This is a genomic window from Nocardiopsis aegyptia (assembly GCF_013410755.1).
GTDB lineage: Bacteria > Actinomycetota > Actinomycetes > Streptosporangiales > Streptosporangiaceae > Nocardiopsis > Nocardiopsis aegyptia.
Window position 1 is genome coordinate 2,298,917 of sequence record NZ_JACCFS010000001.1, and the last position, 21,236, is coordinate 2,320,152.

Annotated in this window: 18 protein-coding genes and 1 pseudogene; 9 read left to right on the plus strand and 10 right to left on the minus strand. The window is 72.4% G+C overall.

What is annotated here, in order from left to right:
- Positions 1–219: 219 nt before the first annotated feature.
- Positions 220–2,682 (minus strand): ATP-binding protein, encoded by a 2,463-nt coding sequence (locus tag HNR10_RS10240; protein WP_179822699.1) that lies wholly within the window; start codon positions 2,680–2,682, stop codon positions 220–222.
- Between the two features lie 129 nt (positions 2,683–2,811).
- Positions 2,812–3,471: a GmrSD restriction endonuclease domain-containing protein gene (locus HNR10_RS10245; protein ID WP_179822701.1), complete on the minus strand. Its 660-nt coding sequence runs from the start codon at positions 3,469–3,471 to the stop codon at positions 2,812–2,814.
- Positions 3,472–3,958: 487 nt separating this feature from the next.
- On the opposite strand from HNR10_RS10245, the gene thpD reads away from it, so the two are divergent.
- On the plus strand, positions 3,959–4,864 hold the full coding sequence (gene thpD, locus HNR10_RS10250) for an ectoine hydroxylase (protein ID WP_246406156.1): 906 nt from the start codon (positions 3,959–3,961) through the stop codon (positions 4,862–4,864).
- A 64-nt stretch (positions 4,865–4,928) separates the two neighbouring features.
- Here the strand turns inward: thpD and HNR10_RS10255 are convergent, their stop codons facing one another.
- The 3 genes from HNR10_RS10255 to HNR10_RS10265 all read right to left on the minus strand — a co-directional run bounded on the left by HNR10_RS10255 (position 4,929) and on the right by HNR10_RS10265 (position 10,170).
- A complete protein-coding gene (locus tag HNR10_RS10255; RefSeq protein ID WP_179822702.1) occupies positions 4,929–8,807 on the minus strand; it encodes a TcpE family conjugal transfer membrane protein in 3,879 nt (1,292 codons plus the stop codon).
- 18 nt (positions 8,808–8,825) lie between these two features.
- Positions 8,826–9,149: a hypothetical protein gene (locus HNR10_RS10260; protein WP_179822704.1), complete on the minus strand. Its 324-nt coding sequence runs from the start codon at positions 9,147–9,149 to the stop codon at positions 8,826–8,828.
- Between the two features lie 73 nt (positions 9,150–9,222).
- The gene (locus HNR10_RS10265; RefSeq protein WP_179822706.1) at positions 9,223–10,170 is read right to left on the minus strand and encodes a conjugal transfer protein; all 948 of its coding nucleotides are present in this window, start codon (positions 10,168–10,170) and stop codon (positions 9,223–9,225) included.
- Positions 10,171–10,657: 487 nt separating this feature from the next.
- Between HNR10_RS10265 and HNR10_RS10270 the strand changes: the two genes are divergently transcribed.
- Complete coding sequence (locus HNR10_RS10270; protein ID WP_179822708.1) at positions 10,658–11,377, plus strand: DsbA family oxidoreductase; 720 nt, start codon at positions 10,658–10,660, stop codon at positions 11,375–11,377.
- A 41-nt stretch (positions 11,378–11,418) separates the two neighbouring features.
- Here HNR10_RS10270 and HNR10_RS10275 read toward each other — a convergent pair whose 3' ends face one another.
- Entirely contained in the window at positions 11,419–11,970 is a 552-nt protein-coding gene (locus HNR10_RS10275) for a hypothetical protein (protein WP_179822710.1), read from the minus strand.
- 280 nt (positions 11,971–12,250) lie between these two features.
- On the opposite strand from HNR10_RS10275, the gene HNR10_RS10280 reads away from it, so the two are divergent.
- The 6 genes and pseudogenes from HNR10_RS10280 (at position 12,251) to HNR10_RS10300 (ending at position 16,376) form a co-directional block, all read left to right on the plus strand.
- The gene (locus tag HNR10_RS10280) at positions 12,251–12,886 is read left to right on the plus strand and encodes a hypothetical protein (protein ID WP_179822712.1); all 636 of its coding nucleotides are present in this window, start codon (positions 12,251–12,253) and stop codon (positions 12,884–12,886) included.
- 663 nt (positions 12,887–13,549) lie between these two features.
- The gene (locus HNR10_RS10285; protein WP_179822714.1) at positions 13,550–13,984 is read left to right on the plus strand and encodes a VOC family protein; all 435 of its coding nucleotides are present in this window, start codon (positions 13,550–13,552) and stop codon (positions 13,982–13,984) included.
- An 83-nt stretch (positions 13,985–14,067) separates the two neighbouring features.
- Positions 14,068–14,565: a winged helix-turn-helix transcriptional regulator gene (locus HNR10_RS10290; RefSeq protein ID WP_179822716.1), complete on the plus strand. Its 498-nt coding sequence runs from the start codon at positions 14,068–14,070 to the stop codon at positions 14,563–14,565.
- Positions 14,566–14,567: 2 nt separating this feature from the next.
- On the plus strand, positions 14,568–15,068 hold the full coding sequence (locus tag HNR10_RS10295; RefSeq protein ID WP_179822717.1) for a nuclear transport factor 2 family protein: 501 nt from the start codon (positions 14,568–14,570) through the stop codon (positions 15,066–15,068).
- Positions 15,069–15,142: 74 nt separating this feature from the next.
- Positions 15,143–15,331: pseudogene (locus HNR10_RS32160) on the plus strand (hypothetical protein); the annotation flags it as partial.
- 691 nt (positions 15,332–16,022) lie between these two features.
- Positions 16,023–16,376 carry a hypothetical protein gene (locus HNR10_RS10300; protein ID WP_179819771.1) on the plus strand — a complete coding sequence of 118 codons (354 nt, stop codon included), beginning with the start codon at positions 16,023–16,025 and terminating at the stop codon, positions 16,374–16,376.
- Between the two features lie 37 nt (positions 16,377–16,413).
- Here HNR10_RS10300 and HNR10_RS10305 read toward each other — a convergent pair whose 3' ends face one another.
- Both HNR10_RS10305 and ychF read right to left on the minus strand, forming a co-directional pair.
- On the minus strand, positions 16,414–16,869 hold the full coding sequence (locus HNR10_RS10305) for a hypothetical protein (protein ID WP_179822719.1): 456 nt from the start codon (positions 16,867–16,869) through the stop codon (positions 16,414–16,416).
- A 15-nt stretch (positions 16,870–16,884) separates the two neighbouring features.
- The gene (gene ychF, locus HNR10_RS10310) at positions 16,885–17,970 is read right to left on the minus strand and encodes a redox-regulated ATPase YchF (RefSeq protein ID WP_179822721.1); all 1,086 of its coding nucleotides are present in this window, start codon (positions 17,968–17,970) and stop codon (positions 16,885–16,887) included.
- 361 nt (positions 17,971–18,331) lie between these two features.
- Here ychF and HNR10_RS10315 point away from each other — a divergent pair, with 361 nt between their 5' ends.
- The gene (locus HNR10_RS10315; RefSeq protein ID WP_179822723.1) at positions 18,332–19,303 is read left to right on the plus strand and encodes an FkbM family methyltransferase; all 972 of its coding nucleotides are present in this window, start codon (positions 18,332–18,334) and stop codon (positions 19,301–19,303) included.
- Positions 19,304–19,390: 87 nt separating this feature from the next.
- Here the strand turns inward: HNR10_RS10315 and HNR10_RS10320 are convergent, their stop codons facing one another.
- Entirely contained in the window at positions 19,391–20,485 is a 1,095-nt protein-coding gene (locus tag HNR10_RS10320) for a 5'/3'-nucleotidase SurE (RefSeq protein ID WP_179822724.1), read from the minus strand.
- A gap of 30 nt (positions 20,486–20,515) precedes the next feature.
- Positions 20,516–21,211 carry an alpha/beta fold hydrolase gene (locus HNR10_RS10325; protein WP_179822726.1) on the minus strand — a complete coding sequence of 232 codons (696 nt, stop codon included), beginning with the start codon at positions 21,209–21,211 and terminating at the stop codon, positions 20,516–20,518.
- Positions 21,212–21,236: the final 25 nt, after the last annotated feature.

A 21,236-nucleotide genomic window follows, 5' to 3' on the forward strand; every position in this document is an offset into this window, starting at 1 on the left:
GAGGAGCCCGGCAGGGTAGGAAATGCCCATCCGGAGCACGCCCCGAACATGCCGCCCCGCACGCCTTTGCCACGACTTGTCCGGTGCGCGCACCGCACGCCGCCGGGGAGCGCGCGACCAGCGGCGGGACGGCCGCCACCGCACCCGCCGCATCCGCAGAACCACGGCCCTGCCGCGACTCCCCCGCCCCGCGGCTCCGGTCGGCAGGGCGACCTCCCGCTACTCCTCCGCGATCGACGCGCGGACCAGGTCCTCCGGGCCCGGGTAGCGCCGCGTCGGGTTGGTGTCCAGCCAGCGCAGCAGGTCCTCCGACACCAGGTCGACGCCGATCCGCCCCGACCGGCCGTCCAGGTCGCGGAACAGGCACTCGCCGTTGCCCAGGTTGCGCAGCACCGCCAGGTGGTCCTCGGTGGGTTCCACCCCCAGCAGCGCCATCACGCTCTCCACCTCGAAGCGCTCGCTCGACCGGAACGCGAACACCGACGACAGACAGTTGGTGACCTGCTCGTTGAGGAGGTCACCGGCGTTCTGCGACACCAGGATCAGCGCCGTGTTGCGCGACCGTCCCATCCGCGACACCTCGGGGACGAGTTTGGCGCCCTCCGGGGTGGAGGTCACCGCCCACGCCTCGTCGAGGAAGATCGCCTTGGGCAGGTGGCGGTCCAGCCCGTTCATGAGCCGCCGGGCGAACTGCGAGACCAGGTACAGCAGCGCGACCGACAGCCGCTGCTCGTAGGAGTAGTCGTCGCGCCCCACCCCGGAGTCGGGCAGGGTCAGCCCGCCCAGGGTGAAGACCGTGGTCCACCCCTCGGTGTCGATCCGCGCGTCCCCCTGCGGGTCGAAGCACAGGCTGGCCAGCCGCATCTCCGACATCGACTGCAGCACGGCGCCGAGGTTGCGCGAGGCCGGGTCGGAGGAGGCGACGAGGTGGTCGACGACCTTGGCGAGCGAGGGCTGGGGCTGGTTGGCGACCGCGGCCACCGCCTGGATCATCGCGGACTCGCGTTCCTCGCTCATCCTCGGCAGGAGCAGGCGCAGGGTCTCGGTCGCCATGGTCTTCTTGGCGGGCAGGTCGTCGCCGAACGCGAACGGGTCCAGCAGGCCCGGCTCGGCCGAGCCCAGGGACATGATGCGCGCCTTGCGGCCCCGGTGCTTGAGGAGCTCCACGAGGGACTCCGCGTCGCCCTTGGGGTCGATGGCGGCGACGGTGACCCCGCGCAGCGCGAGCTGGTAGATGAGCAGCAGGGCCAGCGTGGTCTTGCCGCCGCCCGGCTCGCCGGTGATGGCGATGGCCGTGGGGCGGTTACGGGCCGCGGCGACCATGGGGTCGAAGTGCACGATCGAGCGGGCGCGGCCGAGCGTCTCGCCGATGTAGGGGCCGATCCAGCCGCCGCCGGTGTGGTCGACGCGGTCGCCCACGTCGACCGTGGCGGTGGGCATGCCGCCCGCGATCGTGCGCAGGGGCTGGCGCTGGGCGTAGGCGTTGAGCCGGATGCGGTCGCCGGGCAGGGACTCGTTGAAGAGCGCGAACTGGTCGCCGGTGGAGTTGATGACGTCGATGCCGATGTCGCGGTAGTGCTCCACGACGGCCTCGACGTGCTGCCCGAGCAGTCGTTCGGTGGGCGCGGACACCATGAGCCGGTGCCAGCCGTAGACGAACGGCAGGCGCTCCTTGGTGATGCCGTGCTCCAGCATGCGGGCGGCGTCGATCTGCTCGGCGAGCGCGATGGGCGCCTCCACCCCGGCCTCGCGGATGTGGGCGTCCATGTCGCGGGCGTGCGCGAGCTTGCGTCCGACGTCCTTGCTGGCCTTGGCGGGCGGGATGAGCTTCATCCGCAGGGACATCTCGACGGGGAAGGGCAGCGCGTCGGCGTGGTGCAGCCAGGGTTCGCCGTCCGGGAAGGGCATCAGGTCCGGGAAGCGGGCGAAGGAGAGGAAGGCCACGTGGGTGGAGCCCGCGGGCTGTTCCAGGCGCAGGGCGGAGCGGCCGTTGTGCACGACTCCGTCGACGAGCGCCTCGATCTCGCCGCGCCCCCAGGTGCGACGGGCGGCGGCGGAGGGGCGCACCTCCTCGGCGGTGCCGCTGACGGCGTGGCGCACGAGCCAGGCGATCTCGTCGGAGGTGGCGTGGCGGGCGTGCAGGGAGCTGGCGGCCAGGGCGCGGCCGAGGCGTTCGGACTGGTCGGTCCAGCGGGCGATCTCCTTGTCGTCGATCGCGTCGTCGTCGATGCCCAGGGCCTGCTCGGTGCGCTGGTAGGCGCCCAGGATCTGGGAGAACAGCCCGAGCCCCGCGCCGGCGTTGCGCTGGCCGAGCCGGACGCCGAGGTAGACCTCCTTGGTCCAGAAGTCCTTCGCCCAGACATGGCGGTAGGTCTCGTCGAGGTAGTCGTACCAGCCGGGGCCGGCGTCGGCGGTCGCGTCGAGTTCGGTGGCCCACCGCGCGGCCGGGTAGGTGCGGTGGGCGACGCGCAGGTGGACCTCCGCGTCGTTCATCCGGATGGCGGCCAGGGCGATGGTGATGTTGGTGGCCAGCCCCTGGCGCTCCTCCGGGGTGGTGAACTCGTAGGACACCGTGGGCAGGCGGAAGTAGGCCCAGGCCTCGCTGTCACTGAACAGCACGCGGTCGTCGAAGTAGCGGACCGCGAGACGGGTCGTGCCCCGTGTCCCCCTGGTGCCGGTCATCTGTGCCCTCCTGGTCGCGTAGCCCGCCCGTGCTCCACCCATAGTGGGGCATCACCGGGAAGGTGAGGAAGCGGACGGGGTTCCGGCGCGCCCCAATCCTGGGGGCCGGGCGGGCCGCGACGCCGGAGGTCAGCAGCGCGTGTCGATCGTGTCCTGGATGGAGGACTTCTCGGTCGAGGTGACGGTGAGGTCGTAGCGGTACTTCACGTTGATCCAGGACTTGACGTAGTCGCAGTGGACGGCCGTGTTCGGCGGCATCCACTCCGAGGGGTCGCTGTCGCCCTTGGAGCTGTTGCTGGACGGCGTGGACAGCCAGAGCTGGGAGGAGTCCACATCGTTGGCGAACTCAGCGCGACGGCTGGTACTCCAGCTCGCGGCGCCCGTCTTCCAGGCCTCGCTGAGGGCGACCATGTGGTCGACGCTGATCCGGGACGGGTCGTCGTGGACCCAGGTGTCGTCGAAGGCGCTCCACCAGCTGCCGCTGGTCGGCTGGCAGCCGGAGTCGGTGACGACGTCGTGGCCGTCGCGTTCGAGGACCACCTGGCGGGCGGAGCACGGGGGCTGGATGTTGTTCCAGTGCGGGAAGAGGCTTCGGTCGTAGCCGGTCTGGGGCCCCTTGGCCCGGACGGTGAGGGAGTCGAGCTGGCTCTGGGCCGCGGACGTGCTGGGGATCGCGGGCGGCAGGACGTGGTCGGCGGAGGCGGGTGCGGACCAGCCGAGAACGACCACCAGAAGGGCGGCGGCGGCCGACGCCAGGGCGCCGTGAATGACGCGGGGGAACGGGGGCACTGTCACTCCTCATGAGCGGGTGAGGGAAGCGGACCCCACTACTGTGCGGTGACCGAGGGCTTTACGCCAGTACCCCTGGGCCGAATTCCACTGGAATGCGGAGTAACACGCGCCGCACATTGAACCAGAGTTTGCACCATTTTTCAGTGGTCTAGCGCACACTGAAAGACAAAGCCTCGGTCCGGCACTCCGCCCGGGAGCCGTGCAACCGGACGACCTGGCACAACTCACGGAGGGAGGTCGTCTCGAACACCCGGGGTGACACCGCCCAGGTGACAGTGGCGAAAGGAGGGCGCGGGCGCCGCGACCAGCGGTCCGCCTTTTTGTTTTGGCCCATATAGTATGACTCTCATACCCAGCGACAACACCAATAAACACACGGCACGGAAGGGCGCCAGGGAAAGGCGACTTCTGATTTGTTAAGTTCACGTGTCGTAAGGAAAGACTTCGACCTCAGAGAGGATGAACCCCAACGAGGGGATCGGCCATGACTCTGCAGATGGATCTTCCGACCGCGGACGACTACCCGACCCGTAAGGCCGCCGAGCCGGCCCTGCTCTACCGTCAGGACCCCGTTGTGTGGGGGGACGCCGCGAGCGGCCCCTTCACCGCCGATGACGTCAAGGCCTACGGGGACCGCGGGTACACCCAGGTGCGCTCCCTCGTCAGCGGCGAGGAGGTGGAGGCCTACCGCGCGGAGCTGAAGCGCCTGAGCGCTGACACGGACCTGCGGGCGGACGAGCGCGTCATCGTCGAGCCGTCCTCGGACGAGGTCCGGTCGGTGTTCGAGGTGCACAAGATCAGCCCGGTCTTCGCCGACCTCGTCAACGACCCGCGTCTGGTCGACCGCGCGCGCCAGCTGCTCGGCTCGGACGTGTACGTGCACCAGAGCCGGATCAACTACAAGCCCGGCTTCGGCGGCGGTTCGTTCTACTGGCACTCGGACTTCGAGACCTGGCACGCCGAGGACGGTCTGCCCCGGATGCGGACGGTCAGCTTCTCCGTCGCGCTCACCGACAACTTCACCCACAACGGCGCGCTGATGATCATGCCGGGTTCGCACCGGACGTTCGTGTCGTGTGTCGGGGAGACCCCGGACGACCACTACCGGGACTCGCTGGTGAGCCAGCACGTGGGAACCCCGGACCAGGACTCGCTGTCCTTCCTGGCCAACCGGCACGGGATCGACGTGCTCACCGGCGCGGCCGGGGACGTCACCGTGTTCGACTCCAACTGCATGCACGGATCGGGCGGCAACATCACGCCCTACCCGCGCTCGAACGTGTTCATCGTGTTCAACAGTGTCGAGAACACGTGCACGAAGCCGTTCAGCGCGGGCCGACCGCGCCCCGAGTTCCTCGCGGCGCGCGACTTCACACCCGTCGGCCGCTGATCCGCACACCGGGCGGGCGGGGGAGCCCCCGCCCGCCCAAGCCGTGTCCGCGGGCCGGCAGGGGCTACCTGGCGCCCGTGAGCACGTTGACCAGGACCCCGCCCAGGGCGCCGTGGGCGCGCTTGGTCGCGGGGCGCAGGGCACCGACGTCGATCCGGGTGTAGGACGACCCGAGGTGGTCGTCCCAGGGGATCCGCACGATGGCGCGGCACCGGCCCCGGGCCACCCGCTCGGCGGCGTCCACGTCGCCCAGGCTGCGCTTGCTCACACCGTTGACGACGAGCACCGCGTTGGCCCGCAGAGCCCCGTAGCCGTTGCCGTCCAGCCAGTCGAAGGTCATGGACACGGCCCGCTCGGCGTCGGCGCTGGCCGGGGCGACCAGCACCAGGCCGTCCGCGCCCGGCAGGGAGCGGGCCACGCCCGTGGCCGCCGGGTCGAGCAGGGTCACCGAGTAGAACCCGCCCAGCAGACGGGTGAGCTGGGTGTAGTCGCGCTCGTCGAGGGTCTGGACGTAGGGGTCGTCGAGGGTCTGGACGACCTCCAGCCCGGTCCCGGCGCGGCTGGCGTAGGAGCGCATGTGCGCGTACTCCTCGACCGTGTCCGCGTTGGCGAGCAGGGCGGTCAGGGTCTCCGGGCTCTGCGCGCCGACCCTGCGGGAGAGCCCGTTGGGTCCCGGATTGACGTCGACGGCCACGATGCGGTCGTCGCGGTGGGCGGCCAGGGTGTGGCCGATCATGAGCGTGGTCACGGTCTGGCCGGCGCCACCGGTGCAGCCGAGGACGACGAGGCCCTTCGGGGAGTCCAGCGGGGTGCGCAGGCGCTCGATGTCACTGGCGGGCAGGTCCGAGCGGACGGGCGCGGCGCCGCCGGTGACGACCTTGGCCAGCCGTCGCCAGCCCCGTGTGCCGCCGGAGTCCGACGCGGGTTCCTCGTGTTCGGCGGGCCGCGGCTCGGGCCGGTGGGTGGGCACCCCGTTGGGGGTGTCGCCGAGCCGGTCCTGCTCGCCGGTGCCGTGGTCGAGTTCGAGTTCGGGCTTGGGCGCGTCCTGGGCGCGCGGAGCGGGCTCCTCGCCCGGTGCGGGCTGCCCGAAGAGCTGGCCGAGCCGACGGGCGTTCTGGGCGACCCGGTGGAAGACGCCGTCGTGCGGGTCGTGCTCACCGGGCGCCTGGGGGACGTCGGTCCGGTCGGACCCGCCCCCCGTGCCCGAGGAAGGCGACGTGCCCGAGGAAGGCGACGTGCCCGACGCGGCCCCTGGTGTGGACGTGGCGCCCGAGGCGGATGTGGCGCCAGAGGCGGCTGCCGTGTCCGGGGCGGACGTGGCGCCCGGGGCGGGCGTGGTGCCCGGAGTGGTGCTTCGCTCGCTGGTCAGGGCGGAGGCCATGCTGGCGTTGGCGCGGGGGTCCCGGACCACGGGACGGTCGGCGACGGCCGCGCGGCGGCGTGCCAGGGCGGCCGCCTCGGCCGCCGCCAGGTCCTCGGCCGTCCGGCGCGCGGTGGCGCGTGCGGCCTCCTCACCGTCCGCGGACCGCGTGTCGGCGGGCGCGCCCGCGTCCGATCCGGTCGTCCGGCCCGGCGTGGCGTGTCCGGTCTCCTCCGCGGGCGCGCCCGTGTCCGGGGCGCCCTTGCGGCGCGGGGCGCCGCGCGAGGGCTCGTCGCGGACCTCCACGAAGCTGACGAGCTCACCCGTGCCGTGGTCGAGCTGCGTCGGCGGCTTGGCCTCTCCGGCGGGCTCGGCGGCCTCCTCCTGCTGCGGCTCCCGAGCGGTCTCGGCCTCCTCGGTCTCCTCGGCCTCGGCCGCCTCACGGAGTTCGCTCGCCGGGATCACCGGGTTGTCGCGGTCACCGACCTTGGGCTGGTCCGGGTGGCGCTTCTTACCGTCGTCGAACCACTCGCCCGGGTCGTCGGCCCCGCGCTCGTCGGCGGGAACGACGTCCGCGAACTTGGGGCGCGGCGGCGCCGGGGTGTCGGCGGTGCTGAGGTGCTGGTCGAGCACCGACATGTGCTCGGCCCACTCGGGACCGCGCGCCTCGGCGCCCTCGTTCGGCTGCGGGGGCAGCGCGGCCTGTTCACCGGTCCCGTGGTCGATCTCCAGCGCGGGCTTGGCCGACGGCGTCGGCGCGGACGTGTCCGCCTGCCCGCCGTCCGTGTCCGCGCGTCCCCGGACTTCGTCGTCGGGCCCGCTCGTCGCGTCCGGGTCGGCCTCGTCCCGCGCGGGCGCCGTGGCAGAGCTCCGAACGCCGTCGTCGGTCTCGCTCGTCCCGGCAGCGGCGGCGTCCGAGGCGGCCTCGGTGCCCTCCTGCGTCCCCTGCGGCTCCTCGGCGGCCTCCGGCGGCTCCTCGGCGGTCTCCGGCTCCGGGGTGGGCGCCGCGGCGGCCGGGGGCAGCCAGGGGGCGGCGGCGGGCTCGGGAGCGGCGGGCCGGCCGGTGGCGGCCGCGAAGCGGGCCGCGTAGTCGGACAGGTCGGCCTGGCCGCCCTCTCCTGTGGACGCGCGCCGCTCCGTACCCCGGTCGAGTTCCCAGGGCGCGGCGTGCGGCCGTCCCCTGCGGCGGGGCGGCTCCGGCGCGTCGGACTCCTCCCGGGCGGGCAGCGCCTGGCCTCGGGCCTGGACGCGCGGCGGGCGCGGTGCGCGCTCGGGGACCTGCTCGGAGCGGCGCTCCTCCAGGTCCCTGGTGACCTTGATCCCCTGGACTCGGCCGCGCAGCCGGCGCGCGGCGGGCGACTCGTCGTCGGCGCTCTCGGGCGCGGCCATGACCTCCTCGGCGCGTCGGCGGTCCTGGTCGGTCGCCGCGACCGCGTCTGCGAGGTCCTCCCGGCTCATGGCACCGGTGTCACCGACGGAGAAGGCGTTCTTGGCGGTCAGCCCGACCGGGGTCTCGCCCGAGGAGGAGCGCAGGCGGGCGAACCAGTCCTGGCTGTCGCCCTGCTCGTCGTCCTCGGTGGCGTGGACGGCCTCCTCGTCGAAGTCCTCGAAGTCCTCGAAGCCGTCGTCCCCGCCGCTCGCCTCCCGCGGTGCCTCGTGAGACGCGGAGCCCAGGCCGAAACCGAAGTAGTTGAGGACGCGCCGGCCCACGCCGGGACGCCGGGTCCCGGTGCCCTCGTCGCGGGGCTCGTCCGGCGGGGTACGGGAGGGCTCGTCGGACGGGCTCGCGGTGACGTGGTCGCCGCTGTGTCCGCCCAGGGCCGCCGCGGCCACCGGCACGCGCTCACGTCCGCGCACCCGTTCGGGCGCGCGCTCAGGCTCGCGCACGCGCGCGGTTTCGGGCGCACGCCTGCGTTCGTTCACGGGTTCGGGGGCACTCGCGGGCTCGACGGCCCGCTCCGGCTCCGGTTCCTCCGTCGGCTCCAGGCGCGTCGGAGCCGCAGCGGACCCGACGGCCCCCACGGCCTCCACGCGCTCCACGTCCTCCGCCGTGGCGGCCGTGGACTCCGCCGCCCGGGCGGGGAGCCCGAACAGCGGCGGCGCGGCCTCCGGGCCGACACCGGGCTCCTCCACCACGGCGCGCTCGGGCTCGGCCGCCGCGCGCTCCACGCGGCGGCGGCCGACGACGGGCAGCGGTCCGGCGTCCGGGTCCCGGTGCCACACGCGCACCGACACCCGGACCTCGGCCGGCTCGTACTCCGGGGCCAGCCGGGTGTACACCCGCGCCTCGGTGAGGAAGCGGGCCTGGGAGATGAGCAGTTCGGTCAGGCGCTTGCCCTCGATCACCGGCCGGGTGGCCAGCACCGTGATGACACCGGGCGGGACCACCCACAGCACCAGGTGCCAGCCGTTGCCGAACGCGAAGGGGGCGTTGAGGACGCTGAGCAGGATCACCCACAGCGCGAACACGCCGAGGGCGACCCCGAACGTGCCCACGGGAAGCGGCATGGGCAGCCGGAAATCGTAGAGCTTGTAGAGCCGCTTCTCGATACGCCAGATGTTGGTGTACGTGGGCAGATCCACGTTCCCGGCCTCCCTCGCCTATTCCGCCGTTACGCCCATCGCTCGGGCGAGCGCCACAGCGATGACCTCGATGATGCCGGGGACGTAGAAGACGATCCCGATGAAGATCGCCAGGATGATGAACTGCGCGAAGCGGGTGATCTCCCTCGTGAACAGGAAGAACACCGCCACGATGGACACGATGACCAGGAAGAGGGGTCCGAAGAAGCCCCGCAGGAAGTCGGCGAGGCCCCCGGTGTCGGGGGCGTCCGCGGAGGGCGTCGTCTCCGCGGCGAGGACGAGGAGGTGGCCGCCACCCGAGGAGGTGAAGGCGTCCGATGCTGAAGACAGGAGGGGGAGCATGTCAGGTGCCGCCCTCCCCCGTCGACTCGGTGGTGCTCATGGTTTCTGTCGTCCTCCTTGCCTACTGGCCCCGTCAGTCGCCGAACGAGTGGGGGGCACCCTGGATGTCGCGCACGCGCCACTCACTACCGGAGTTGACGACCGTGACGAGGTAGCTCTGCCTGAGCTGCCCGACCTCTGATCCGTCGGAGCCCAGGACCGACCACAGCGCCGTCAGCGCCACCTGTCGTACGTCATCATCCCCGGTCGAGGACCGGGACGGAACGACGATGTCGGACAGTTCGACGATGCGCAGGCTGTTCTCCGGGAGCGGCGCGATCGCGGCCCCCTGTTCCACGTACTGCTCCAGGTGCTCGGGCCCCTCCGCGTAGGCGTCGAAGAAGCCCGTCAGCACGCCGTCGAGCGCTTCCGCCGCACTGGGGTCCTCCTCGACCGACGCCGCGTCGGGCAGGGAGGCCCGGGTCGGAGCGGCGAGGAGCGCGGGCGGACCCGACACGGCGAGCGCGTCGCCGTCCGCGTAGACGGGCACCTCGAGGCTCATCGCGCCGCCGTTGACGTCGCCGCGCACGACGACGACCGCGTTGTTGTCGTCGGCCACGTCGATGGAGACGACGGTGAGGTTCTCCCCGGTGAGGCTGTCGGCGGCGGCGTCGAGCGCGGCGGCCTCACCTTCGGGAACGTAGGCGGCCAGCGCCTCCAGGCGCGCCTCGGGGTCCTCGGTGTCGAGGTAGGTGTCGGCGAAGCGCAGCGCGAAGGCGGCCGCCGCGGTCTCGGGGAAGGTGACCGTCTCGGTCTCCTCCGGCTCCTCGGCCGTGGTCGGCAGGGCGAGCCCTCCGCGCAGGGGATACCAGATGCCGTTGAAGAGGACGACGATGATGAACGCCCACAGGACGGCGCGTCCCACGCCGACCCACCAGCGTCCGCCCGCACCGGCCCGTGGCCGACGGGCGCGCGGTGCACCGAGCTCCGCGTCGTCCTCCAGGTCACGCGCGGCGGTGCCGCGCCGTGACGCCTTCGCCATCCCGCCTCCTGCACACAGGTCCGTGCCGCCCGGTCCGGGCGGCGTATCCGCCATGCCTTGTCTACCCCATCCCTATAGTGAGGCATTGTGCGGGTTGGGAGCGGACATGGCGTCTCCGCGTTTCCCCGTCAAGGGCACATTGCACGCACCAACCAAACACCCCAAAAGGTGCACAATACGGCAATAAGCCACCGAACTCACCACTCAACTGGCCTAGAGAACCCCATTTCGGCTGGACCAGAAAGGGATTAGTCACCCGACAGAGAGCAAGATGTCCCCTTCGCGCCAGCCGAACCCCTCCGGAGCGCCACCCGCCCCCGGACCGGCGCTCCGGCAGCGAGACGAGGGTCACTCACCGCGTAACCGACAGGTGTTGATTACTCCGGAATGTCGGAAAACGGGCCGGTGTTGAGGAGCTCAGCGGAGAGAACCTCCACGGCGGGAGCGGCACGCGCCCGCCCGAGCACAGCCACAAGGAAGCCGTCCCATGCGCGTCGAGATCTGGACCGACATCAACTGCCCCTGGTGCTACGTCGGGAAGGCCCGCTTCGACCAGGCCCTCGCCGGTTTCGAGCACCGTGACGGGGTCGAGGTCGTGCACCGCTCCTACGAGCTGGACCCCTCCCGGCCCCAGGGAGTGACGGAACCGGTGCTGCCCATGCTCGCGAAGAAGTACGGCCTCTCCGAGGCCCAGGCCCGGCAGGCCGAGGAGCGCATCGCCGCCAACGCCGCCGCCGAGGGGCTGGAGTACCGCACGGCCGGTCGCGACGTCGGCAACAGCTTCGACATGCACCGCCTCCTGCACTTCTCCCGTGAGCACGGTCGTCAGCACGAGCTGATCGACCTGCTCTACCGGGCGAACTTCGCCGAGGAGCGCTCCGCCTTCGAGGGCGTCGAGCGCCTCGTCGAGCTGGCCGCCGAGGCCGGGCTCGACGCCGGCGCCGCCCGCGCGGTGCTGGCGGACCCCGAGCGCTACGCGGCCGACGTCCGTGCCGACGAGCAGGAGGGCGCGCGGCTCGGTGCCACGGGCGTGCCCTTCTTCGTCCTGGACCGCGCCTACGGCGTCTCCGGGGCCCAGCCGGTCGAGGCCTTCGGGCAGGCCCTCGCACAGGCCTGGGCGAACCACGCTCCGCTGACGACCGTCGGCGCGGCGCGGGACGGCGAGGCCTGCGGCCCCGACGGGTGCCCGCTGCCGTCCGACGACTGATCCGGACGCGCCCGGCCGCGGTCCCGCCCGGCCGGGCGCGCTCATGCCCGCCAGGGAAGACCGGCCCCGGTCAGGAACAGCACCGCTGAGACGACCGCGAAGCCCAGCAGGACCGCACCCATCACCGGACCGACGTGGCGGCTCGTGGCGACCTCGCTCCCGCGCAGCCGGGGCACCAGCAGGGCCAGGACCACCCCCTGGACCACTCCGACCGCGGCGATCGAAGCGTCGTCGAGCAGCAGGGCCAACGGAAGGAAGTGCGAGGCGACGATCACGGCCACCCACCAGGCCATCCAGCGGCCGTTCCCGGCGCGGGCGAGGATCAGGCACCCGATACCGGCGGCGGCCACCTCCACGACGACGAGAACGCCGAACCAGTGGTACTGGCCGTCGAGCGCGGATTCCCCGGACCAGCGCAGGGCCGTGGCGACGCCGAACAGGCCCGCCAGGGCGACCCCCAGGACCGATGCGGCTCCCAGCCGCCACCGCCAGGGGCCGGGTGGATCCTCCTGGCCCCAGCCGAACCACACCATGGCCATCAGACCGAACCAGGCGATGGTGAACGCATGGTCCCGCGCGTACTCGGTGAGCACGAATCACCTCCACGGCGGATTATCGCGTCACCGTGACCCCGGTTCACAGTGGGGTGCACTCGTCCCTGACGCCCCGGCCCGCGCCGCACGCGGCGCGGGCCCGCGGTCGACCCGACCGACGAGCCTGGGGCGGCCGCCTCCGCAGGCCGCCCGTCCCGCCCCCTCTAGCCGTGGTGACCTCCGCACTCCTACAGTGGCGGAGCATCGACCAGGACAGAACGTCGGCGGAAGAGGTGGGCCCGTGCAGCGCGCAGTGGGAAGGAGGCATCCGGCGCGTCGGATGGCTCGCGGGTTCGGTTACGGCGCATTGGCGGGCCTGGCGCTCCTCGTGCTGTCCATACCGATCGGCCTGCTGATGAACTTCGTCGAGGACGGCCACGAGAGCCCCGTGTTCGTGGTGCCGATCCTCCTGGGCAGCGTGCTGACCATCGCGGGCTGGATCATGTGGGGTTCGTGGTCGGCGACGCTGGACCAGTACTCCGAACCGCTCAGCACGACCGCGAAGCTCACCCTGGCCGCCACCGCCGGGATCGTCCTGGGCCTGCTGTGCCTCCTGGTCGCCGGGTTTCCCGTCGCCATGTACGCCGAGGCCGACCCTCCGGACTGGGCGCTCCCCATGGTCATCGGCGTCGGCGGCCTGGGCGTCCTCCTCTTAGGGGGCACCATCCTCGGCGCGGCCGTCTACGGCGGGATCGCGCTGGGCGGCCCCCGCTGGTGGTGGGTGGGCGTGCTCCTGTCCGTCGGCCTGGTCGGGGCCGCCACGGGGCTGGTCCTCGGGCAAGTGGCACTCACCGTGCTGTGCGTCGCCGCGCTCGTCGTGTCGTGCTTCGGTTATCGCTGGGCACTGGCGTCCGGCCTCAAGCAGGGGAGGTCCGACGCCATCGAGGCAGAGGGCCACCGCAGGAGAACCGGCTGACCGTCGGGCCGTGTCCGCCGGATCACGCGGTGCGGGCCACCCGGATCGACGGGATCACCACCACTGGTGCCGCGTCGGCACCCCGATCAGCACGCCCGGAACGGTGGCCAGGGTGACCGCGGTCCCGCACAAGAGGAGAGGGACGCCCAGGATCGACCACAGCGGGGTGAGGAACAGATCCGTGGGTGATCAGCTCTGGCCTCCTCCCCTCCACCAGCCGCAGGCGGCGTGTCGGTAGGGGGCCAGGGCTCGGCCGTACTCGACGGCCATCACATGCGCGGTACCCGGACGATCCGTGGCGAACGGATGCCCGGCCGGCATCTCGCCGAACGCCGTCGACTGTCCCTCGAACAGAGCGGTCGCTACCTGCGCCCTGCGGCGCCGTTCCCCCGTGAGATCACCTGACCCGTCATCCTCCTGCGGATCGCCCAGGGCCACCGGGTTCGTACGCCCCGGACCACGCCGACCCCAGGATCTGCGCATGCGGGCCGACCATTCCTCATCCGTGCCCGAGGCCAGGTCGGAGCTCAGGGGCGGGGCACCGCCGCACGAGGTGGTGTGACCCGTCCGGGAAGGGCGAGGCCGTCGACCGCGGACGCCCGACCCGCGGATCACCGCGCGCCCGCTCGGGCCGCCGGGCGCCGATCCGCGTAGGCTCACGCCATGGCTGTGAAGATGGACAACGTCGGCATCGTCGTCGAGGACCTCACCGCGGCGATCGAGTTCTTCCAGGAGCTGGGACTCGAACTCGAAGGGCGGACCCTCGTGGAGGGCGAGTGGGCCGGACGCGTCACCGGCCTGGGGGACCAACGCGTCGAGATCGCGATGATGCGCACACCGGACGGTCACGGCCGACTGGAGCTCTCACGCTTCATCGAACCGTCCGTCGTCGCCGACCATCGCGACGCCCCGGTGAACGCGCTGGGCTACCTGCGGGTCATGTTCGCGGTCGACGACCTCGACGCGACCCTCGACCGGCTGCACGGGCGGGGCTCGGCACTCGTCGGCGACGTCGTCGAGTTCGGCGGCGTGTACCGGCTCTGCTACGTGCGCGGGCCCGAGGGCATCCTCGTCGGACTCGCCCAGGAGCTCGGCTGAGATCCGAGCGCCATCGCTCGGCCCTCCGTAACCGTGGCACACGAGGTATTGAGTTCAGTATCTGAACTCTGTAGCGTGGAGGCATGCCCCGCCGCCGCTTCGCCGAGTTCGCGTGTTCGCTCGCCAGGTCCCTCGACGTCATCGGCGACACCTGGACACCGCTGATCCTGCGCGACGTGTTCCTCGGTGTCGACACGTTCAACGACATCGTCCGCGACCTCGGTATCTCCCGCGCGCTGCTCACCGACCGCCTCGCCCTCCTCGTCCGAGAGGGGGTCCTCGACGAAGCCGAGTACAGCGAGCGCCCGCGACGCGTGCGGTACACGCTGACGGACAGCGGCCGAGAACTCGTTCCGGTCCTCGTCGCGCTGACGCAGTGGGGCGACCGGTGGCGCAGCGGCGGGGAGGCCCCGATCGAGTTCACCCATGACTGCGGTGCGCCGCTGGAGTCCCAGGTCGCCTGCGACGCGTGCGGCTCCCGGCTCACCGCCGAGTCCCTCACCGCACGGCCCGGGCCCGGCGGGCGCGCGGCCCCCGGCACCGCCGTCATCGCGGAACGCCTGTCCCGAGGAAGGACCTGACCGTGAACGAGGCACTGACGGCATGGATCCGGGCCGGCGAGCACGGCGACGCCGAGGCGGCCCGCGTGGCGCTCGCCGACGACGTCGTGATCGTCTCGCCCCTGACCGACCAGTTCGTGTTCCGCGGCAGGGACGAGGTCGTCGACCTCCTGCGCGACGTGTTCGAGGTGCTCTCCGAGATCCGCTACGTCCGGACGGAACGCGCGGAATCCGGGGCCGTGCTCTTCGCGGAGACGCGGGTCGACGGCCTCGCGATGAACGAAGCCCAGTTCGTGGACCTCGACGAGGAGGGGCGGATCGCGGTGGTCACGCTGTTCCTGCGCCCCCTGCGCGCGAGCACCCGCTTCCTGCGGCGGCTCGGTCCCCGCGTCGCGCGCCGGCAGGGCAACCCCGGCACGGCCCGCACGCTCTCGCTCGCGGGGGCCTTCCTCGACTCCGTCGCGACATCGGGCGACCGCACGTTCGTCCCGATGGCCGCACCGACGCGCACGCGCCGCGGCTGAACAGCGGTCCGGTCACACGCGGGTGCTCGGTAGAGTCGCTCGCGAACCACACCGGACCAACGGACGAGAGCCACGTGCAGATTCTGTTCAGGGAGATCACGGCCGGTGACGTCGACGCGGTCCGGCGGCGGCTCGCCAAGGATCCCGGCGCGGTCGCCCTCACCGCGACGCCACCACCGAAGAAGTACGCCGGGCAGTCGCCACTGCAGGTCGCGTACCGCAACGGCGAGTTCGAGATCGCGGCGCTCCTTCTGGAGCACGGCGCCGACCCGAACTTCATCGAGTCCGGCAGCCCCCACCCGTTCGTCATGCCCGTGCTCCATCACGCGATCAAGGCAGCCGTGATGCGCTCCCGATGGCTGCGGCCCACCCGGTTCGCCACGGTGGGCGAGGACGAGGTGTGGGCGCTGGGGAACACCGTCGAACGAGCCGACGAGGCGTTCGACGGCCTGCGGCGCCTGATCGACGCCGGAGCCGACGTCCAAGCCGTCGACTCCAGCGACAACTCGGCCCTGGGCCGTGCCGCGCTGGACGCGCGGCAGATCCTGCCGAGTGTCCGCTACGACGACCCGGCATGGGTGGACCCGAAACCTCTGAACGCCGAACTCGTCGACGATCTCACACGCGTCTTCGACCTTCTGCTCGCACACGGCGCGGATCCGAACCGGGTGGAACCGAACCTGCGGCGGTCGGTCACGGAGTTCTACCGCGCCGAGCCCGTCGCCCGGTTTCTGCGCGTCTCGGAGTCCGCTCGTACCGCGCCGCGCGAGTCGGCTCCGGACCCTCTGCTCGACACCGTGAGCCTGCTCGCGGAGATGCCGTGGCCGCAGACCGAGGAGGGCGACGAGTCGGAACAGGAGTGGCGGCTCGGTTCCTTCTCCGGGAGTACCGCGTGGGGCATCATGCGGCTGCTCCCCCTGACCGGCTGGGCGCCCTTTCGGCCCGTGGACGAGCGTGACGCGCTCATCGAGGCGATGGGGCGAGCGGCGTGCCCTCGACCTCGACGCGCTCCCCGACTACGACCCCGATGCCGAGACCCTCGATGTGCGTTCGCTGCTCAAGGTGCTCGTGCGCCACGCGGGTGGCGACCGGGCCCTGTGGTGGCAGGCGACCCGGCGGCGCATCGTCTTCGCCGTGTTCGATCGTCGAACGGGCCGGCACCCCCACGGCTCGGAGACCAGAGTCATCGGAATCATCGTCGCCCCGACCGAGATCCTCGATCCGCCGGGCCACGAGGACCAGGCGATCCTGTGGGCCCCGGCGCCTCGACCCCGAATGGACGCGGAGAACTCCACGCCGGCTCCCTGAACGTCGGCCGCGACCACCCGCGGCGGCTCGATGTCCGTCACGGGCGCGGGTACGGGCGCCCCGCCAGTCCGGCGTCCAGGATCGCGTCGGCGATCAGTTCGGGCATCTCGTCGACCGGGCGGCGCACCCCGAGTTGCGCCTCGATCTCGTCCGCGATCACAGCGGTGAGAGCACGAGCGAGCGCGCGCCGCCTGTCCATCGCGCCGTCCTCCTCCGTGCCCCGCGGCGGAGGCGCCCGAAAGGGGCCGGGGTCGATGGCCGCGTGGGCGCGGTCGAATTCGGCCTGGTAGCGGTCGGTGCCGAGCCCCGGGATCAACGGCGCGAGCGTCGTCTGCACGTCCGACAGCACCTTCTGCTCGACCGGCCCGTCCGGTTCGATCGAGGTCAGGTCCTCCGCGAACTCGGCCCAGGCGATCAGTTCGTGCAGAACCGTCGCCTCGGCCTGCGACATGCTCAGGGTCACGGACCCGTCGGGGGTATCGGCCGCTCGCATGGCAACGCTCCTGGGCTAGACGTTGAAGCGGAACTCCACGACGTCGCCGTCGGACATGACGTAGTCCTTGCCCTCGATGCGGACCTTGCCCGCCGAGCGGGCGGACTGCATGTCGCCGTGGGCCACGAGGTCGTCGTAGGAGACCACCTCGGCCTTGATGAAGCCGCGCTGGAAGTCGGTGTGGATGACCCCGGCCGCCTCGGGCGCGGTCGCGCCCTTCTTGATCGTCCAGGCGCGGGCCTCCTTGGGCCCGGCGGTCAGGTAGGTCTGCAGGCCCAGGGTGCCGAAGCCGACCCGCGCCAGCTGCGCCAGGCCCGACTCGGTCTGCCCCATGGACTCCAGCAGCTCCTGCGCCTCGTCGTCGTCGAGCTCGGCCAGTTCGGCCTCGATCTTGGCGTCCAGGAAGATCGCCTCGGCCGGGGCGACGAGCGCCTGGAGCTTGGCGCGCAGGGCCTCGTCGGAGAGCTCGTCGCTGTCGAGGTTGAACACGTAGATGAACGGCTTGACGGTGAGCAGGCTCAGCTCGCGCAGCCGGTCCAGGTCCACGCCCTCGGCCACGGAGAGCGAGACGCCGCCGTCCAGGAGCTCCTGCGCCTCCTGGGCGGCCTTGAGCAGCTCCTGGGCGTCCTTGTCCTTGGCGTTGCGCTTGGCGTCCTTCTCCAGCCGCGGGATCGCCTTCTCCAGCGTCTGCAGGTCGGCGAGGATCAGCTCGGTGTTGATCGTCTCGATGTCGCGCGAGGCGTCGACGTCGCCGTCGACGTGCGTCACGTCGGCGTCCTCGAAGGCCCGGATGACCTGGCAGATCGCGTCGCTCTCGCGGATGTTGGCCAGGAACTTGTTGCCCAGGCCCTCACCGGTGGAGGCGCCGCGCACGATGCCCGCGATGTCGACGAAGTCCACGGTGGCCGGCAGCACCTTGGCCGACCCGAAGATCTCGGCGAGCTTGGCCAGCCGGGGGTCGGGCACCCCGACCACCCCGACGTTGGGCTCGATGGTGGCGAACGGATAGTTCGCCGCCAGAGCGTCGTTCTTGGTCAGGGCGTTGAAGAGGGTGGACTTGCCGACGTTGGGCAGGCCGACGATCCCGATAGTCAGACTCACAAGGTCAGAGTCTATGCGGACCAACGGGTCGGCCGGTCCGTACAGGTCGGAAAGCGGGTCCAATCGTCGAAACGCGCTGCGCAGACAACACTACGCAGAGTAGGTTTGAACGACACCGCCGGAGGCCTGGGGCCGAAGCCGCGCGGACCCTTCCGGGGTACCGCGCGCTCCCCTGGCACGCCCGGTTGACGTACGGCCGCCGGTACGGGAGAGGCGTGGCGTCGGCGGACGGCCGACCACGTCGCGCGAGGACCGATGAGGGGACCGGAACGCCACGACGTCCGGTATCCCGGCGGCCCAGGGGGAGTCCGCCGCCCTCGGATCGTGCGGGCGGCACTGGTTCCTTGGGGGGAAGGCAACTGTGGTCACCGACCAACTGCGCGCACTCGTACGGCGCTACCCGCTCGTCCGCTTCGCCACGCGGCGCATCCGTGTCCACCTGCCCAGGCGCCTCGGCGGCCTGGATCCGGCGCGGGTCCCGCCGTGGAGCCGCCGGTTCACCGTCGCGCTGCCCCGGCTGGACACGGACACGCGCCGGTGCGGCCCCGACAGTCTCACCCTGGAACTGTCCGGCGACCTCACCGTGCCCCGGCGCCTGGCGGAGTTCGGGCTCGCCCGGCACGAACCCGACAGCCTGGCCTGCTTCCTGGCCATGCTGGACCACACGCGTCCGGGCGCCGTCCTGGACGTCGGCTCGGGCATCGGGGTGTACGCGGCCCTGGCGGCGGCGCGCTCGCGCCGCCCCGTCTTCGCGTTCGAACCGACGCCGGAGATCGCCTCGGCCGCCCGGGTGGTCTCCGCCACCGCCGAACTCGGGTTCACCGTGGTCGAACTGGCGCTGAGCAACCACAACGGCACCGCCCACCTGCGTCGCGCCGCGCACAACGACATGTGCAACCGGCTGGTGCACTCCTCGCGGACCGACCTCACCCACGTCGCGGTGGACGTGGCCACGCTGTCGCGGTGGCACGAGAGCGCCTCGACGCTCCCGACGGTGCTGACGGTCGACACGGCCGGGACCGAGCCCGACGTGGTGGCCGGGGGCCTGGAGGTGCTGCGCCGGTACCGGCCGTGGATGCTCGTGAAGGTCCGCCCCGACCGGGGGGTCGAGGAGCGGCTGATGGCCCTGCTCGAACCCCTGGAGTACACCTGGTACCCGGTGAGCGGCCCCCGGCCCTACGTTCCGGTGTCGGAGATCTCCGGGCGGGCGTCACCGGCCTGGGAGCGGATGTGGATGTTCGCTCCCGAGCCGGCCACCGAGCGGTTCTGGCGCTCCGTCGACGCGTGGCGCGCGGCGCTCGACCGCTGCTCCCCGGTCGCCGCGCTGTCGTGAGCCCGCCGCGCCCCGGCCGCCGGGCCTCCGCCCCGGCCCGGCGGCCGAGGGCGGAGGCGGAGGCCCAGGGGGCGTCACGGGGGCGGCTCAGTCACCGAGTGCGGCCACCAGTTCCGACAACGGCTCCGTCTCGGCGGGGTCCTCGCCGGAGGCGTAGGTGCGGTCGGAGGTCAGCGCGCTGACCGAGACCGCGCCCTCCGCCAGCAGCGCCGTGCTGTCGGCGTCCCCCCTGGTCTCGGGCACACAGCCCGGGGCGTCCGGCTCGCACACCCGGATCCCGAGCTCGTAGGCGTCCTGGCCGGTGAACTCGGGGACCAGGACGGTGCCGGTCCCCGCCCGCGTCCAGCGGACGTCGGCGACCGGTGCGCCGTCCGGCGCGTGCGGGTGGTTGACGTTGATCATGTACTCGCTTGTCAGCAGGTCGGCGCCGACCAACCGGGCCACGAGGTCGGTGCTGAACTCCGCGGCCGCCGTGTAGGTCCCCGGTGCCACGGTGAAGTCCTCGTCCAGGCCCGCGCTCACCGCGATCGCGGGAACGCCCGCGCTCTGGGCCGCGAACGCCGCCCCGGCCGTGCCGGAGTTGGCGATCTGGGAGGCCACGTTCGGGCCGGAGTTGACCCCGGACACGAGCACGTCGGGCGGCCCGTCCCAGCCGACCAGCTCGGAGAGCCCGTGGTGGAGGGCGAAGGTGACCGAGTCGACCGGTGTGGCGCTGGGCGAGTCCTCCTCGCAGGGGCCCTCGGCGACGCAGACCCCGTGGACCGCGCCGCCGCTCGGGGCGTCGGCGCAGTCCCCGGCGTACTCCTCGGGCAGACCCGGGTGCGTGCCCAGGCCGAACGAGCCGCTGTGCGAGATCGCGCTGCTCATGCTCGACTGGAAGCCCCAGGGCGCGAAGACCACGACGTCGGCCCCGGCCGCGCACAGCGCCGAGCGCAGCTCGTACAGCCCCAGGCCGTCCGAGCCGTCCTCCTCGGCGGCGCGCATCGAGTCGTCGTTGGCCAGGAGGACGCGCAGCCCGTCGAGGGAGGCCGCGGGGAAGTCCGTCCCGGCCCCCGCGTCCTGTCCCGGGTCGGGGTCGGGGTCGGGGTCGGCGGCACAGGCGGTGAGCAGGGTCAGGGCCGTCAGTGCGGCCGAGGCGGCCAGGGCGGCCGCGGGGAGCGGGGTGAACGTCCGGAGGGACATGGTCGTGCCTTTCTGGGGGGGTCGTCGCGGTCAGATCCAGCCATCGAGCGACGCGAGGAAGCCCGGCAGGTCGTCGCGGTGGACGCAGTGCCCGGCGCCCTCCACCACGCGGACCGTGAAGCCGCGCTCGGCCAGGAGGCGGGCGCCGTCGGCGTCGACGGTGAAGCTGGGGTCGGCCAGCTGGACCAGGGAGGGCACCACGGCCTTGGCCGGCAGCCGGTCCTCGGCCGCGGCCTCCGTGACGACGTCGAAGAACGCGGGGTCGAAAGCGGCGAACCCGGCCAGCTCGGCCCGGATGTCGGCGTCGCTCCAGCGCGGGTTCATGGCGCGGACGCTCTCGGCGGTGGCCCGCTCGACCATCGACCGCATGGCGTCGGTGGCGGCGGTCGTGACCGCGCCGAACTGGAAGGCCGGGTCGGAGTACACGGCACGGGCCGGGCCGAGCCGTTCGACGGCCAGGGACAGTGCGAGACCGCCCATGGAGTGGCCGATCGCGAGGTCGGCGCCGGTGGGCAGCGTGTCCACGAGGTCCTGTCCCAGCGCCGGCACGGTGTACTCACCGCGCGGGCTGCGGCCGTGGCCGCGCAGGTCCACGCCGATCACGCGGTAGCCGCGGTCGACGAGGTCGGCCTCGACGGCGTGCCAGGTCCCGTGGTCGGACATGGCGCCATGGACGAGCAGTGCGGTGCGGGGGCCGTTTCCGGCCTCGTAGGTGTGGAGTCGCATGGAGGGCTCTCCTGAGGAGCGGCCG

Coding starts and splice junctions, on each gene's coding strand:
- HNR10_RS10305 (WP_179822719.1), bottom strand. CDS start 16,869: ATGCGAGCGGCCGATACCCCCGACGGGTCCGTGACCCTGAGCATGTCG.
- HNR10_RS10285 (WP_179822714.1), top strand. CDS start 13,550: ATGGCTGTGAAGATGGACAACGTCGGCATCGTCGTCGAGGACCTCACC.
- HNR10_RS10270 (WP_179822708.1), top strand. CDS start 10,658: ATGCGCGTCGAGATCTGGACCGACATCAACTGCCCCTGGTGCTACGTC.
- HNR10_RS10325 (WP_179822726.1), bottom strand. CDS start 21,211: ATGCGACTCCACACCTACGAGGCCGGAAACGGCCCCCGCACCGCACTG.
- HNR10_RS10280 (WP_179822712.1), top strand. CDS start 12,251: ATGGCTCGCGGGTTCGGTTACGGCGCATTGGCGGGCCTGGCGCTCCTC.
- HNR10_RS10260 (WP_179822704.1), bottom strand. CDS start 9,149: ATGCTCCCCCTCCTGTCTTCAGCATCGGACGCCTTCACCTCCTCGGGT.
- HNR10_RS10240 (WP_179822699.1), bottom strand. CDS start 2,682: ATGACCGGCACCAGGGGGACACGGGGCACGACCCGTCTCGCGGTCCGC.
- thpD (WP_246406156.1), top strand. CDS start 3,959: ATGACTCTGCAGATGGATCTTCCGACCGCGGACGACTACCCGACCCGT.
- HNR10_RS10265 (WP_179822706.1), bottom strand. CDS start 10,170: ATGGCGAAGGCGTCACGGCGCGGCACCGCCGCGCGTGACCTGGAGGAC.
- HNR10_RS10320 (WP_179822724.1), bottom strand. CDS start 20,485: ATGTCCCTCCGGACGTTCACCCCGCTCCCCGCGGCCGCCCTGGCCGCC.
- HNR10_RS10290 (WP_179822716.1), top strand. CDS start 14,068: ATGCCCCGCCGCCGCTTCGCCGAGTTCGCGTGTTCGCTCGCCAGGTCC.